We start from the raw sequence: 16,566 nt of genomic DNA on the forward strand, positions 1-16,566 counted from the left end.
GTAGGGAGAAATCGAAGGGATATAAAGAAGGAGAGAGAGCTATGCCAATTGATAATCAAAGTAATCGACAACGGAATGGTCAATTCAACAATAAGCAGAATGAGAAAGAGAATCAGCGGATTTTTCAAGAGGAGGTCAATGAGATTTCTCGTTGGGTGACTGGTCGTGGTCCTACCCCAGATATTCTTCACTCGCCATTGTTATTATCTTTATATGTTTCTAGTATCTTAGGCAATGTAGTCGTCCAAGGAGAAGCGCCAAAAAAAAAGGCAAGCCATGATTGGAGAAACGCCCGACCTGAAGCAAGCACCACATGATCACAGAGCTGTCTTTGAGGCAGAAACCACTGTTGAAGTAAAACAACAAGGCATGCGTCCGGAAATGCTCTATGCACTTGCTTCGAACTCGACTGTTGATACTACGTTGATCAGTCCGGCTTTGCCGGAAAATAGCACTGCAATTTTTCCACTTCAACTACCCGTTCATCCCCAAAATATGACGATTGATTTAGTTGATATTGTTCATGACTGGAGTTTGAATATCCATAAAAAAGCACACCAAATTGCGGAAGTTTATGACTGTACAACTAATAAAACTGTTTCCTCCCTCCCAAAATTGAGGTTTTGGGAATCACCTGACCATACCCAAGCTCATTTTAAAACCGTTTGTAAAGTTGCCATTGCTGAATCCCAAGAAATCAATCAACAACGAATAGCTCACCCGAATAATATCCAACAATTTTCGTTCAAAAGAAATAGCGACGGAAGTTCCGAAAACCAATTCTCATTTGAAGATTCAGCGGTAAAGCTGAAAAATATTTTTCAACAAGCATATGAAAAAACAGTGAATCAGACGAGTCAACAGACGACAGGAAATACAACAAATACCCGTCCAGAGGAAGCCGACTTTTTTGGCGGATTAACGAACGCTTTTACTACGTTTTTCAGGCAATTTGACCAACCAATCTATACAGAAAAACAAGAAAGTTTAAATGGCGATTCAGTGATCAGCCGCTTTTTAGACAAGGTTGCCCGCAGTATGTTCTATGAAAAAGAAGCAGATTATCCAGGAAAGTCTTCGATCAATACCAATATTCCACCTTCTTTTCAATCGACTGAGTTTTCAAGTGAAGCCTCTATTTTAAATAAAGAAGAGGTAGGATTTGCGACCCAATTTTGGCAGTTGTTTAGTAAATTGGACGAGATAGTTACTGACTTTATCAAGAAAAGGGACCCATTGACTATACGTGGAGCTGAGGCAAGGCCAATCAATGATCCTCGTTTCAATAATAGAGGGGGAGAAGGGAGTAAAGCAGTCACAGAAAATCAACCAGTGCCAAGCAACAAGAAGGCTTCTGATTCTTCCAAGCTAGCGGTAGCAAGAAAAATCGCGGAAGATATTGAACAAAATCGTGTCCCAGCTGAACGCTATCAAGAACCTTTACCAAATTTTTTTTACGATCTTTCTTTGTATAGAAATAAACATAAAACAGAAGACGTCATCAATAAATTGAAAGTATTTTTAGTAAAACAAAAAGTTCTTGATCGAACTGCTAGTGATATGGAAGTCATCACAGCATTAGAGAATTGGGCAGGAATCCGTCATAAAAATGATATTTCGCAAGACTCGTCTAAAAACCAATTTGCTGCCTATCTCATTCGAAGGTACTATGGTTTAAAAAATGTCAGACTAGGGGATGCGTTAACTACGGCACAACTACAAGCAACTTTCATGCAGTTAAAAGCCAATGTACACTTGGAAAATTATACCTATGAAGATAAGTCAAAACCCATTCAGTTCTCCGAGAAGGAAACACCTGTTGGTTCTTATTATCGGACAGAAACAATGGTGTGTAATCAAATTTTTGCGGACTTCTTAAATGATGTTGCTGCCACTGTGCCAAAAAATCAAACGATCACATCTATTATTTACAATCGCGATCTTTTTAATGATCGGGAGAAAACAGAAAAAGTAAATCAAGAGATGACCAAATTTGCGCAAACACAAGACAGTACGTTAAAAGACCCAACTCCGAGTGAACTGGTGAGATGGATGAGAAAATGGCTATTTAAAACGCAAAAATATGAAGAGATCGTAAGTAGAGAAGCATTAGCCGCTAAGGAGTTGCTAACAGCATTTGGATCGAATATGACGATTTTGGGAACAAACGATGCACGAGCAGTCATACTTCAGTGGGAGAACAATAATGCACAAGTAGGATATAACTACAAAGATACTACCATCGATGCGATTTCACCAGATACTCTCAAAGATAAATCAGACCGGACAGAGGAACAAAAGGTCCTATCTTTTCTTAAAGAAAATCGGATCGTTCCTACGAATGAAACCACTAGTGTAGTTGAAGAAGGAACGAAACCAAGTATTTTTAGCGAACGAGAAGAAGTGATTGATAAACGTATTGTCGCTTTTTTGAAAACAAAAGGAATCGTTTGTGATCCAACAAAACCTCAAGCGTTTGTTGATAAAGTTTCTAATTGGACGATGCTTGAGGGAGCAAATCAAAAAGTAGTCGACCCGGTCAAATTAAAGCAAATTGCTCAAGCGATGCTTGGCGAGGAAAATAACGGACTTATTTCAAACGAGGAAGCAGAACTAACCTTTACAGGATGGCTAGAGAAAAAAATAGAAAAACAAGATTTGGAAAAGCAAGATGTAACCAGTGTGCCTGATAAGCAACCAAAAATTGAAAATCTTAGTTTAAAAGATAAAGAAAATATTTTGATCAGTCAGCAAGTGTTTGAGAAAATGAAAGAACATTTACGTGAAAACAAAATAGTGATCGATCACACAACAAAAGAAGAGATCATAAGTGGTTTGGCAAAATGGTTTGTGGAAAACAAAGAAAAGGGAGAAATCAGACCCGAAAAATTTCAAGCTGTAGCAACGATCATCTTGAAAGAGTCGAAATTATACGGCGGAGCAGAGGATGAGCTGATCTCGGATTATAATGCAAAAAAAACAGTGATGAAATGGGTGTTGGAGACTGTCTTGGGTAGTTCAATTGATGCGTATGCAGCGAAAAAAATTATTGACCATCCTAATCCTGCGAGTTTTACGATCGGTCAGCTTAGAAAATCATTCAGTCTGAATGAGTTGGTGAAGGACGGGCAACTCACTCTTCACAAATATAGTGATCCGAGCAAACAAAGAGAATTTGAGTCTAAAATAGGTTATTTATGGAATGTTTCTTTGGACCAAATCCTGCCAAATTATTTTCTCCAATCCAGTGAAATGCCTGACGATCTGTTGATTTCCAATTATCGTTCGTTGCTACATCTGGTAGGTTCAAGAATATTGGCAGCTTCAGGTATTCTCAAAAAATTCGAGCAAAAAGAGGTACGTACGTTGGGCCAACTTTTCTTTGAGTCAGTCAGTGAACGCGGGGTGAAAGATATAGAAGAATATAATCATCTTTTACTACCGGCACTATTTACTGCTGCTCAGTTGGATGCACCAGCCTTGAGAACAGCTATGGCGGAAGGAAACTATAAGGAAGTCGCGATCAGTATGTTCATTGGTTATTTCCAGAGAGGTTATTTTGCGATTATGGAACATCAAGAAGAAGTCAATCGATTCTATGGAGGCTACCAGACAGCAGTGATCAACTTTCGCCGAAAACAGGCGTTAGTGAAAGAGGTGCTAAAGGAATGTGAAAGACTCGGGATAAGAATTCCTCCATTGGCAGGAGAAATATATTTAGCTGGAGGGAATCCCTGTCCAGGACCGTGGATTCCTCGTAGCATTGAACCGTGGTACAGAGAGTTAACAAGTGATGTGGCGGAGTCTTATCATTTATTTAATCGAAAATTGATCAGTTTATCCGTTCATTCGATTGGTCAAGCAGAGTTAGATTTTATGTTTTCTCCTGAGACTCGAATCTATGAAGGAAAGGCTGAGTTTAGAGATGAAGCGGCTCTTGCCTCAAAACCGATCGGATCACTTCCGTCCCTTCTGATAGCCAAGAGAAAAGAAACAAGGGATGATTTGATCTTAACCCAAAAACAAACAGATATCTTTGTCGCCATTCGTGGCAATGAAGAACGGGTGTATGCGTTGAAGAGGTTAGATAAAGACGGTGGTTACACTGTTTATCGTGTGGATAGAGATCCCCTTCTATTTTTAAAGAACGATTTAATCGATCTAAAATCACTTTGGTGGAAGAAGTATAGAAAAGAAGGGGAGAAGGTTCGAATCGGTGATTATTCCTATTCTTTTATGCTACAAATCAATCAAGATAATCAATTATCCCATGGTGATCAGAGGGAAGACTTATGCAATCTTATTAGCATGAAACATAAAGATGCATTATATACCCAATTATATGAATCAGGTAATGACCAGACGATGGCAAGTAAAACCTGGAATGTTGTTAGCCATATCATCCCATTTTATGATTGTGTCGTTGGGATCATCAACAAAGATACGGAAAGTGCGGCTTTTAATTGTAGTATTGATGCTATTTTAGCTTTCCCAGTATTAGGTCAAATCAGTTCCATGAGTGCCCGATTTGCTTTAGGATTAGCAAGAGTTCTCGCAAGAGGTGGATTAACAGGGTTAGTCAAAAATAGTGCGAAAATAATGCCCAAACTTTCTGAAGTTAGAAGTCTTTTAATGAGTGGCGTACGTTACATTGACCCAGGGATCGATTTAGCCATAGGTGGTGGACGCATAGTCATCCATAATTTAGTGAAACTAAAAAATTTGCCTGCTATCACAAAAAACATCCAGTTCAAGCAAGTGTTAGAAAAATTAGAAATACATGTCAGGGCGGAACCAGTGCCCCAACTATCGAAATCAACGATCGAAGCACGTTTACCAGAAAATGGTCCGCAAGTTCTGGTGAAAAAAATAAAGAATGATTTATATGTCAAAGTATCAGATTATAAAAAAGGCGATGTTTATGGAAGATACTTTACTTTGAGAGGCGACCAATTGAGGGAGTTTGAAGGTTCTGTTTCGTTTACAGAGAGAGAAAAGGAACTTATTGATTCTGTAAAGATCGAACTCCAGCCAGACGAAACGATTTTTAAGAAAATGAATTACTACCCTAAAGGCTATGGCGAAGGCGCAGTCATGGATATACTGAAAAACGGTATGAGACAACAAAAGACGGCAATTGAAATGAACGGAAAACTTGTTCCTGTTAGAACCCAAGTGATAGAAAAACATGGTGCGCGGTATGATGTATTAGCTGGCAATCATGTATTACCGGTAAACTATAATGGAATCGAATGGTATTTTGAAGGAGAGATATCTCCAAGACTTCATGAAGCTGTGGGACGTAACCTTGCGAAATGGCAGTCACACTATGAGGCATTGACTGACCCGGCGACTCTTTCGGCCCCAGATGCAAAAGGTTTGATGTGGAGTAAGGAAGGGCGATCATACATTAAATTTCAAAATCGTTATATTCCTTTAGTTTTAGTAGATAAAGAGACTAACCAATATCAATTAGTGAAAAAAGATATATTTTTGGAAAAGACAATCTTGCGATTTGATCCGGAAATCAATCAATTTCGTTTTGAAACTGATTTGGAGAAAAAGATTGTTGAACGTCCCGAGGGCATGTTGATGGCTGGTGGTTTCGATGAAGGAGCGAGTACATCAAGAGGATCAAGAGGAGGAACAGGTTCTGCCCAAACTGCGCTAGTTTACCAGACCATAAATAATCCCTTATACCCACCATATCTCTGGTTACCAAGATCACCTAATCGATGGCAGGAATGGAAAGCGAGAATGAATGCCATCGAAATCACTGACCTTAGCATCAACTATCGAGCAGAATCGAATCAAGTTATACTTCCTCGATTGACTAAGTTTATTCCGATAGAACGGAAAAAAATCATGACAAATGAAGCTGAGACCTTAAAAAGTATCACGCAAGGTATCCAGCATTGTTTACCGGATGATCTGAAAAATAAAGTGCGTGTTTATGCTGGTTTAGATGCTAATAAGATGCCTGAACATCTCAAACAGTTTCAAAAGACACTTGCAAAAGAGTATACTGTGTCTTTGGAAATTTTAGATAATGTCATCAAAGAATGTAAGAAAATGCTGAAGTTAAAGCAAATAAGTAGTACAGAGCGAGGGACTTACTTATCGAATATGTTTGTATTATATGGGAAGCCAGAGGAACAGGCAGTATTGAGAGAAGTAGTCAAAAGGCTTTTGACGATTGCTGAAAGAAACAAATTGTTTCTTCAACAATCAGCAGATTGGGGATTTAAGAATATTTTGATTGCTTCCACGGACTTTCAAAAAGATCCGGTTACACAGGTATTCTATTCAGCAAATAAGCAACGTTCTTCAACGTATGGATTTGTCATTAGACAAGATGCTGAAAATCGAATCATCATCATGGCTGATTCTTTCAATAAGAATCCTAATGTTTGGCCAGAAGCTGAATTAGCCCCACCTGTATCAGAAACTTTGCTGCATGAGGCATCTCATCTTTCTTCAATGGCTAATGATATTATTTCTTATGGAATGGCTGCTCGTGGATTTAGAAAAAGAGGGAAGGATGCACAAATAGACTTCTTTTCTCGTTATTTTAAGGATTTCGGATCGGATGGTTTTTATAAGTTCGGTTATGCGGTGGCCGATGATCTAAAAATAGAAGGCTTATCGATGATGACGGTTTTTGAAAATTTAGGCAAGGATCCGATGTTGTTTGCGAATTATTTGATGACTGACGCGGAATACGTTGCTACACTTCTAAGAGATATTGCCTATGGCTATAGTTTTGAACAAGCAATCTTACGCCAAAAACGTTCGACCGATGAACCAATTGAGAAACTTGGAGATGGCAATTTCCTCATAAGCATGTCATTGGTAGCAAGCGGCGATTTTGCAACGATAGGAAGACATATTGAGTTGGAAGTGACGAAAGAAACTACTTTAGGAAGCACGCTTGAGTCTACAGCTACGACAACCGCATTTTCCGTTCCTGTAGATATGCAATCAGGAAGTAATACAGAAATGCGCTTGGATCAACCGCAAGAGATGAAGCCTCCACAACACCCAAGAATGAAACGAAGTGACTTGAACTTACAAGAAGGGGAAGTCAGTCTAGGACCTGCTAAAAATAGTCGATTGGAACAAGCAAATCCATCAACTGGAGTTTCTCAGCCAACAAGTCCTAATCCGTCACTTTTGCAAAGTTTCACTACGCTTGTCAATAAAGGTATTGGTAGAAGCAAGGCACAAAATGTGTCTCAGACAAAGTGACAGAAACAAAAGAAATTAGTTGGGTTGAATATTTAAAATTGAATACTAGCTAGCTGAATTAAAAAAGTGCTAAATCAAGCACACATCTGATCAATCTTTTAGTGGACCTGTACAAATTTTAATAAAGGAGTTTGAAGATGCCTATAGAAGAACATCGAAAAAAAACCGGTCTATTCAACAGCAAATCCCGAAAGCACCTCACTCAAAAAGAGCAACAAAGGAGACTACATCTGCTTGCTCAAATACTTGGGCATTACCCTGTTGGACGAGGCATATGGACGCCAGCAGGAATGCTGTACCTGTTAAGTATTGGGCAAAATTTCCGAATAGTTAATGCGAATCTGCCGAATCGTCAACGTGCGGTACAAGAAACGAAAGCTGCTTTTGAAGTGGATACTTTTGTGGAAGCACGACAGCAAGGCGAAGAAATCAGCGTGCAATCTTTAGCGTCAAGCTCAACTGCTAATCCACGCCGGTTTGTACAACCTCTACCGCAGAATACTCCTAGGAACATGACTCAAACGATTCAGGCACCACTGCCTTCAAATCCACTCATTTACTTGGTTGAAAAGGCACACCAATGGAGCATAGGAATACATAAAATGGCGTACAGTATTTCACATTTAGAGAATTGTACGACCACAAGTGAGGTGTTTCATCAAAACTCACTAGGACTTTTTAACGGTGCGAATCAGACACAAGCCCACTTTAAAACCGTTTGTCAGATTGCTGTAGCAAAAGCACAAAAAAAGAATGAACAGCCGATAAAGGTACCTGCAGGTTTTCAAAAATTCCATTTTACGCATCGTCAAAACAAAAATAGCACACACCTTTTCACCGCTGAAGAAGCAGCGGTAAAGATGAGAAAGATGTTTCAAGCAACAATGGGTGATTTTGATCAGCCCGTAAATCTCACGACGATAAATCAAGCAAGAAAACAAGTGGATCAGCAAGACACTCCTATTATTGAAGCTTTTTGGAATGAAATGACTGAGCTTTTTACATCATTTTTTAGCCAACCAGAAAATACTACCTTTACAGAACAACAAGCGGATAAAAATGGCTATTCAGTAATGGATCATTTTTTTGAATGGATGGGTCAAACGTTTTCGGTCAATCTTGACACGTATGACTCAACGGACAAGCAAACCAATGAGCACTTCAACAACCCGAGAGTGACAACTCCTTTCGATCCATTAACAACAGAGTCGGCGGCAGACAAACCAGACATCACTGAAATTGAACCAGGAGCGCTGGCTAAACTATTGGAATTAGGCAACAGATTGTCAAAAAAATTCGATGATTTCATTAAAAAATATGATCCATTAGTTGGAAGGGGTGCAGAGGCGGCGCCGGTGAATAGCCAACCAGATCGTTCGGCCGCCGCTGAACACCTTCAGAGTTCACCAGTTATTCCCGCTAAGGATTCAGAATATGAACAAGTTATTCAGATCATTGATGCCATTTCTCAAAATAAAAGACCTGCGGGAAATTTGTCTGTATTACCTAATTTTCGTTATGACGAGTTGCTTTATGATAGAAAAAATCAGACTGCTTCTGCCAATGTGATGCTTAAAACCTTTTTCGTTGACCAAAATTTACTTCAGTCGTCAGCAAATGACCTCGAACTGATTGAAGTGGTCCAAAGATGGGCGGGTAGAAATTGGGGGAATGAAGATAATACACAATCTCAAAGAGCACAATACCTCGCTTATCTCATATTGGAAAGTTATGGGGTAGAAGATGTTCGGATAGGGGAGTTTTTGTCGAACAGCCAATTGCAAGCAATCTATAAGCAATGGAAAACAAATACGCTACTAATGGGGTATCCATACAAAGAGGTGAACGAGCAATCTCACATATATCATCTGTCTCCAGCAGAAACTCCCTCAGTTACTCGTTTTTTGCAACAAATGAAGGTAAATAAGCAAATCTATAAAGATTTTATCCATGAGCGCCCGGCGAGTATTTCCAAGAATACAAAGATTCCACCGATCTATCACCAGAAACAACTTTTTAACATGCGAACAAAAACTGTAGAAGTGAATAATGTCGCCCAAGATTTTTTAAATAAGCAACGAATCTATTTGGATCAACCGACACCAGCTCAGCTAGTCATCGAGATGCGTAAATGGATCTTAAATGGAAAACGATATGAAGAAATCGTTCGAAGACAGATAGCCGCAGCAACGATGTTACGGCAAGCACATGGAGCGACAGAGAAACCCTTGACAGTGAGTGAGGCACGAGCAATTTTGTTGCAATGGGAAGAAAATAATGCACAGCTCGGGTATGTATACCAGAAAACAAAGAAAAAAAATTGGGGCATCGATATCAATAAAATCAAAAAAGAGCAAGAGAAGGAACGAGAAAAACAAGTAAAACAAAAAATTGAATTGTTCCTACGTGAAAATGGCTTGTCTTCTTCGATAAAGACACCTTTCCAACCAGAAAAAACGCCAGAACAACAGACATCGATTGAAAATCAAGAAATCATACAGCAAAGAGTGGCAAATTTTTTAACTGACAAGGGGATTGCGTGTAATACGACAAATCCGAATCTTTTTGCTGAGGCTGTTTCCAACTGGGTGTTACTTGAAGGAGCGACCCAAAAAATCATCGATATGGTCAAAGTAAAACAAATTGCCCAAGTGATCCTTGATGAAAAACTCGATGGAGTCATTTCAAATGAACATGCTGAAATCACTTTTGTCAAATGGTTGTGGGATCTGATTGAAACCGACGAATCCTTATTGACTGTCGTGCCACGTCCTGTGAGCGACGAACAGATCATCACAAGCATGCCAACTTCTCCGGCGCCTATGATGAACGTAATGAACCAAACAGAAACAACAATAGGAGAAGAAGCTAAAAATACAACAAACAACGAGCAGTGGCGTAGTCTGAAAGTAATGAAACAAGTCGAAGCTTTTTTTCGAGAGAAAGGCTTGCTCGTTGGCGAGGTGACGAAAGAAGATGTTTTAAGTGCGATGGGAAAATGGTTCATCGAGTCGGGTGAACGAACGAGTGTGATGCCTGAAAAGATCCAAGCAGTCGCTTCTGTGATTTTAAAAGAATTGAAACTGTATGGTGGTGCACCAGAAGAAGTGCTTTCAGATGCGAGTGCCGAAAAAACAGTGATGAAGTGGGCATTTGAAAATGTGTTGGGCAGTTCGATTGAAGCATATATTGCAAAAAATATCGTTGATGTACCTGACCCATCCGCTTTTACGCTTGGTCATCTCCGGCGCTTGTTTACATTTGAAGAATTGAAAAAAACTGGGCGGATCAATTTTTCTTCCCAACAGGATAGCAAGGTATCCATAGACGCAGAACGAAATTTGAAACGGCTTTGGGCAACCTTATCTAACCGAGCATTGCCTCATTACTTGCTGAAATCAAGTAATCTCCCAGACAATTTATTGATTTCTGACTATAGTTCACTGACACAATTAACAGGTGCGAGCTTATTGGCAGATCTAGGATTTTCTAAAAAGTTTAACCAAACTGAGACTCGTTTACTAGGAGAATTTTTTTTAGAGACGCTCAGTCTCAAAGGCGTCCACCACTTTGAAGAGTTATCGTTTCTTTTGACACCAGCATTAGTGACTGTCGCACAACTTGAACCTGATAAAATGCGAGCGGCTCTTGTGAATGACAACTATATCGAAGTCGCACTCACGACCTTTATCAGCTATTCACAAAGAGGGTATTTCCAGCTGATGAAAACACAAGCGATCCTTAATGACCTGACCGCTACCTATCAACAAGCAGTCATTGACTGGCGGCGAAAACTAGCGCTAGTTGATGAGGTACTGGCAGAGTGCAATCGATTGGGAATCAGGGTCAGCATGGCGGCAGGGCAAGTGTATTTAGCTGGGGGCAATCCTTGTCCTGGACAATGGACGCCACCGGATCTTGAAAGGTGGTATACTCGGCTAACAAAAGATGTCGCAGAATCCTATCACTTGCTCAATCAATTTTTGATCCAGCTTTCGATCCAATCGATCCCGCAACAGGAACTCGCTTTTCTATTTTCTCCCAATAGTCACATTTACGCAGCTTCTGCTCAATTCAAAAGTGAAGTTCGTCAGTATGATCCTCCTAAAAATATGCGCTCAGTCCCGCCCCTTTTATTATATAAACAAGAGGAGCTATTAGATACGAAACTTAACTTGAATCAAACGGATCTGTTCGTCGCTAAAAATGGAAATGAGGAACGATGGTATGCGCTGAAGCGTCTGGATGAAGGAGGATATAAATTTTATCGAGTCGATCAAGATCCTTTTTTGTATCTTATCTATGGTCTGATGGATCGCAAAGATCTTTGGGACGGACAATTCCGAAAAAACGGAGATAAGATCCGCATCGGGGAAAAGGATTACATGTTTACAACCCAAGTGCATATGGACAAAGAGTATCCTCATGGCGAAGGAAATACAACGCTAGCCAATCAAATCAGTTTGGAGCATAAGGATGTGCTCTATCAACAACTATATGCATCAGGAAATGAACAGACAGTAGCGACGAAAGTTTGGGATGTCTTAAAACATGTGATTCCTTTTTATGATTGCGTTGTTGGTGTTTCGGCACATAATGCAGAAGAAGCGGTCCCTAATTGTCTGCTCGATGCTGTATCACTCATTCCAGTTTTAGGACAAGTCACATCTTTTAGTATGAGTTTTGCCTTAGGAGTCGCAAAGTCGGTTGTTAAAAGTGGGTTAAGTACGACGTTGAAAACAGGCACTCGCTATCTCCCTACGTTGCCAGAGCTTAGAGGGCTGTTCGTAACTGCGATACGTGCTTTTGATCCTGGAGTGGAAATGATCACAGGAGGCGGGCAATTCATTTTGAAACGCTTAGTGACTTTAAAAAATGAAGAATTTGTAAGTAAAGAACTAAAAGCAGTGTTGACAAAGCTCGACCTATTAAAAAAACAACAGCCTGATGTGACGCAAAATTTTGTGACTGCTCGCTTGTCGAAAGACGGTCCAGAAGTTCGAGTGAAACGTATGCAAAATAACTTGTATTTAAAAGTGAACGATCTTAAAAATGGGGATGTGTCCGGAAAGTACTTTACTTTGCGCGGTGAGCAGCTACGAGAGTTTGAAGGACCAGCAACTTTTACTCCAAGACAAAAAGTCGTGATCCAGCGACTATCCAGAAGCTTAGATGTCGATCAGATATTTGTAGAAGAACCCAACTTATATCCAAAACTTTATGGAGAGGGAAAAGTATATACCTACAAAAAAAAGGATGGACAACGAATTTCCGCGATCAAAATGGATGGACAGATCGTTCCTGTTCACATACAGGTACTCGAAAAACATGGTGTTCGCTACGATATTTTTGATGGAGAGAAGCTTTTACCTGTCAATTTCAACGGGATTGAATGGTATTTTGAACCAGTGACCTCACCAGTGATTTCGAAATCTGTCGAAACCGAAGTGACACATCGCCTCAATCAATTTGAAACTTTGTGGGATGCGGCTACGCTTTCGGCTCCCGATGAAAGAGGCTTGATGTGGAGTGCTGAAGGTCGGTCTTATATAAAAATCAATGATCGCTATATCCCGCTGATCTTACTGAATAAAGAAGAGAATCGGTACCATTTAGTTAAAAAGGATATCCTTGAACCGCTGACGGTTTTACGATTTGATTTGAATGAACGTTCGTTTAGATTCGAGACTGAGAGAGAGAAGCTGGCGTTTGAGTTGCAAAGCCATATCAGAAGAGCCGGTACAAGTGACGACTTGATTCCAGGAACCTCAAGTGGTAGTGCTGGAACATCCCGCGAAACGAAGTCCTATCCTCCGCTTCCAAATACGCCAGCAAGATGGAAAGAGTGGAATGAGTTTCGACAAGCAGAAATATTAGTTGTTGAACCCCTAAAAAGGCCGGTCGATCGAAATGTCGTATGCAAGAAACTCTCTACTTTTATCCCAGAGCCAAAAATCGTAGTCTCACTGGATGAAGAAAAAGAGAGAAAAGGAATTTCTGAGGCGATTGCACACATGTATCATTTGCAGCCAGTTGATTACCAAACTTTTTCTGGTTTGAATCCGAACAAGGCGCCAGAGTATCTACAACCGTATTTTAAGAAAGTTTCAGAAGCATTCTATGAAGCGATCGACTATTTCCAACGTACAAAAGAACGATGTATTGAGTTGTTGAAACTAGACAAGATTGCTGGAACGCCGGAAGGACAGTACGCAGTAGAGATGTTTGACATGTATCAGATCAAAAATCGAGAGCCATATTTAAGAGAAATCTTTAAACGCTTATTGTCTGTATCAGAAAAAGGGGAACGGTTTCTCCGACAGTCAGCGGATTGGGGATTTGAGAATATTTGGATCGTCTCTACAAAATTAGAAAAAAATGAAGCGAGACAAGCTTATTATACAAAGGTTGAAGCTATCCCCCGTACCAGTGCATTCATGATGACTCGTGATCCAGAATGTCGAATCATCTTTATTGCTGATACGAACCATATTGATCCAGATCATCTACCGAACCTTCAGTTAGCGATAGATCCCAAAGAAACCTTGATGCATGAAACAGCCCATGTCGTTTCCATGGCATATGATGTTGTATCAGGGTATCCCTATGTAGCCAAAGGTTTTTCAAAATGTGGACAAGATGTTCGCGATCAATATTTCAGAAGATTTGAAGGTTTTTTCAAAACAAGATACTTTGACAGTTATGTCGATCAATTAGCCGATGTTCAAGGATCGCCCATGTTATCGAATGAGGCAGTGATCCTTGCAGAAAAAACGGATGCAATGCTAAGCATGAATATCCAAATGCTTGATGCAGAAACATTGATGATCATGATTAGAGATGTGGCAAAAGGGAATAAATTCAATCAACGGCCAAAAGTTTTTAAACGAGATGTAAGTAGTGAACAGAGTGAAATAAAAATAACTGGAGAAACATTCATTGCGGTCGCATTGATGAAATCAGGGTCATTCTATACGGTAGAAAAGAGTCCGGAGTTGAAAGTCCCGCAAAAACAGCCAGATAGCACAACTCTCTCTCCTGATTCTACAACCAAGACTCAACAGGTAAATACCAAAAAGGCGAATTTTAACCCGGCAACGCCAAAACAAAGCAAGAAAAATCAGAGCAAGTCGAAAAAAGGGAAACCGCGTATCCAGAAACTTGTCGGTTTTAGCACGAAAGCGAGTATCTTCCTGAATGAAGGACAGAGAACAACACCAGTGAAACAAAAACGAAGTGAGTTGAATTTGCAATATCGTTGAAAAGCAAAAATAGAAGTATTTAACCATTAGAAATAAAGGGATAGCCACAAAAATTGTTCTTCAACATTTGTGGCTATTGCTTTTTTTTCGACGATTGGTTCTTTTGAGTAATTATTCTAACGATTTTTTGCAATATATATTTTACATAAAGCAATTTATAGTTTACACTATCGATAAGAGCTGAGAATGGAGGGTAGCCATCAACGTGAAAAATATTCGAATGAAATTGGCACGTTTAGCAAGTGAATTGAGCCAAGAAGAGTTAGCCCAGCGTGTGGGTGTCACACGTCAAACAATCGGGTTGATCGAAGCGGGAAAGTACAATCCTACGCTTAAGCTATGTCTGGCGATCTGCCATGAATTGAATCAAACACTAGATGAACTATTTTGGGAGGATCAAGATGAAAAAGAATAAGCCTAAAGATGAGCGTATCATCCAAATAAATAATAAAATACAAAGTGAAGCCTTTTTACTGCTATTAGTGCTATTAGGTATCTCTTTATTTGTAAAGAGTTATCTGTTGGATCTGCCTGTGTCTGATTCTCTTGCCGAGTTTCTTATCTTAGGAGCCGCAGTCCTTTATTTATTGATTCGTGGGGCATTGATCGGACATGAGATCATCGATACTTCGAAACATGCTAAAATATTACAAGCCGTATCGATTGTTGGTGGGAGTCTCCTTGTTGCTTTAGTGACCGGTATCAGAAACTATTCCTTATATCAACATCTTTACTCTGGCTACCTAGATCCTCACTTGTTAGCTGTAGTAGGGATTACCTTTTTATCATCGGTCATTTTTATGGCTGGATTATTGTTTGTTGTTTTTTCTGTCAATCGCTTGAGTCAGAAAAGGTTAGAAAATAAGATCGATGATGATCTGGAATGAGCCACGACAAAGCTAACAAATGTTTTTACCTAACACTCGTTGGTCCTACAGATTCCGCTTGTATTTTAAGAGAGACTACCGCATAATAGGAGGAGCAAAAATGGAAGTAAAATTCACTAGAAATACTGGTTTTTACGGAATGGGTAGTCCGATCACCTTGCGTATCGACGACCGAAAAATCAGTTTGTCTCATAATCAGTCAACTAAAGTGACTGTCCAATCCCCATTTACGATGCAAGCTTCCTTTTTTTGGCTGAAAAGTCCTAAGTACGTTATTACTGAGCCAAAGAAAGGATATACGATCACCATGAATATTCTGTTGATACAACTCTATCCTTTCCTTTTTTTATTCTCAGGGATCAGTGCGGTATTTTTCCAGAATATAGGCTATAGTGTCATGATCGTATTCATGATGATCGGCTTCTTTTTGTTCATCAAAAATAAAGCATATACAATCAAGGAGACTGTTGATGAAGAATTCTGATCTTTTTTTAAGCAGCTTTAATCGAATCGAAAAATGGCTCCAAGAAGAGATGGGGAATCCACGAAACATGGGATTTACCGAACTCGTTCGACGGTTAGCACAAAAACAACATCAAAGTGTGCGTAAATACGAAGATGACCTCTTACAATTGGCGCAATTGCGTAATGCGATCGTGCATGACCGCATCGCGGTAGACTTCATTATTGCTGAACCCAATGACTGGGCGACAAATCGCATCCAGAAAATCGAGCAAGAACTGATTCGTCCTGAAACCGTGTTGCCACGTTTCGCAAAGCATGTGACTGGTTTTGAATGGGATATCCCGTTGCCTCGTTTGTTGGAGACAGTGGCACAAAAGCGCTATTCTCAATTTCCGCTTTATCACAAAGGAACGTTCAAGGGCTTAGTCACTTTGCGGATGTTAGGCTTTTGGTTGGCAAAAGAAAGTCATCAAGGTGTGATCGATCTACAAGGAAAAACTGCCGCAGATCTGATCATACAAGATGGTAAATACACCAATTACCACTTTGTCTCAGCCCAGACAACGATTGCTGAAGTAGAAAGAATGTTTGGTGAGCAAGGAACACTCGAAGCCGTGCTGATCACCAAAAATGGTGACCCTAACGGAAACTTGTTGGGGATCATTCGCCCGAGAGATATTTATCATGAAGTAGAAAAGGAATGA

General features: G+C 39.9%; 7 protein-coding genes. All 7 read left to right on the forward strand.

Annotated features, from left to right (window positions below):
* The first annotated feature begins 41 nt into the window (after positions 1-41).
* Positions 42-317 carry a hypothetical protein gene (locus IGL24_RS06985; RefSeq protein WP_207699645.1) on the forward strand — a complete coding sequence of 92 codons (276 nt, stop codon included), beginning with the start codon at positions 42-44 and terminating at the stop codon, positions 315-317.
* Entirely contained in the window at positions 277-7,248 is a 6,972-nt protein-coding gene (locus IGL24_RS06990) for a QWxxN domain (RefSeq protein WP_207699646.1), read from the forward strand. The genes IGL24_RS06985 and IGL24_RS06990 overlap by 41 nt, the downstream gene beginning before the upstream one ends.
* A 137-nt stretch (positions 7,249-7,385) precedes the next feature.
* Positions 7,386-14,510 (forward strand): QWxxN domain, encoded by a 7,125-nt coding sequence (locus tag IGL24_RS06995; RefSeq protein WP_429968418.1) that lies wholly within the window; start codon positions 7,386-7,388, stop codon positions 14,508-14,510.
* Between the two features lie 205 nt (positions 14,511-14,715).
* Entirely contained in the window at positions 14,716-14,925 is a 210-nt protein-coding gene (locus IGL24_RS07000) for a helix-turn-helix domain-containing protein (RefSeq protein ID WP_206857350.1), read from the forward strand.
* A complete protein-coding gene (locus IGL24_RS07005) occupies positions 14,912-15,397 on the forward strand; it encodes a DUF6773 family protein (protein WP_207699648.1) in 486 nt (161 codons plus the stop codon). Before IGL24_RS07000 ends, IGL24_RS07005 begins: the two co-directional genes overlap by 14 nt.
* A gap of 100 nt (positions 15,398-15,497) precedes the next feature.
* Complete coding sequence (locus tag IGL24_RS07010; RefSeq protein WP_206857348.1) at positions 15,498-15,881, forward strand: hypothetical protein; 384 nt, start codon at positions 15,498-15,500, stop codon at positions 15,879-15,881.
* Entirely contained in the window at positions 15,868-16,566 is a 699-nt protein-coding gene (locus IGL24_RS07015; protein WP_206857347.1) for a CBS domain-containing protein, read from the forward strand. The genes IGL24_RS07010 and IGL24_RS07015 overlap by 14 nt, the downstream gene beginning before the upstream one ends.

It is taken from the genome of Enterococcus sp. DIV2371 (assembly GCF_050498525.1).
GTDB classification, from domain to species: domain Bacteria; phylum Bacillota; class Bacilli; order Lactobacillales; family Enterococcaceae; genus Enterococcus_B; species Enterococcus_B mangumiae.

What these genes read in the sequence shown, in the direction of transcription:
- IGL24_RS06995 (WP_429968418.1), top strand. Translation starts at nt 7,386, where the DNA reads ATGCCTATAGAAGAACATCGAAAAAAAACCGGTCTATTCAACAGCAAA.
- IGL24_RS06985 (WP_207699645.1), top strand. Translation starts at nt 42, where the DNA reads ATGCCAATTGATAATCAAAGTAATCGACAACGGAATGGTCAATTCAAC.
- IGL24_RS07005 (WP_207699648.1), top strand. Translation starts at nt 14,912, where the DNA reads ATGAAAAAGAATAAGCCTAAAGATGAGCGTATCATCCAAATAAATAAT.
- IGL24_RS07010 (WP_206857348.1), top strand. Translation starts at nt 15,498, where the DNA reads ATGGAAGTAAAATTCACTAGAAATACTGGTTTTTACGGAATGGGTAGT.
- IGL24_RS06990 (WP_207699646.1), top strand. Translation starts at nt 277, where the DNA reads ATGATTGGAGAAACGCCCGACCTGAAGCAAGCACCACATGATCACAGA.
- IGL24_RS07015 (WP_206857347.1), top strand. Translation starts at nt 15,868, where the DNA reads ATGAAGAATTCTGATCTTTTTTTAAGCAGCTTTAATCGAATCGAAAAA.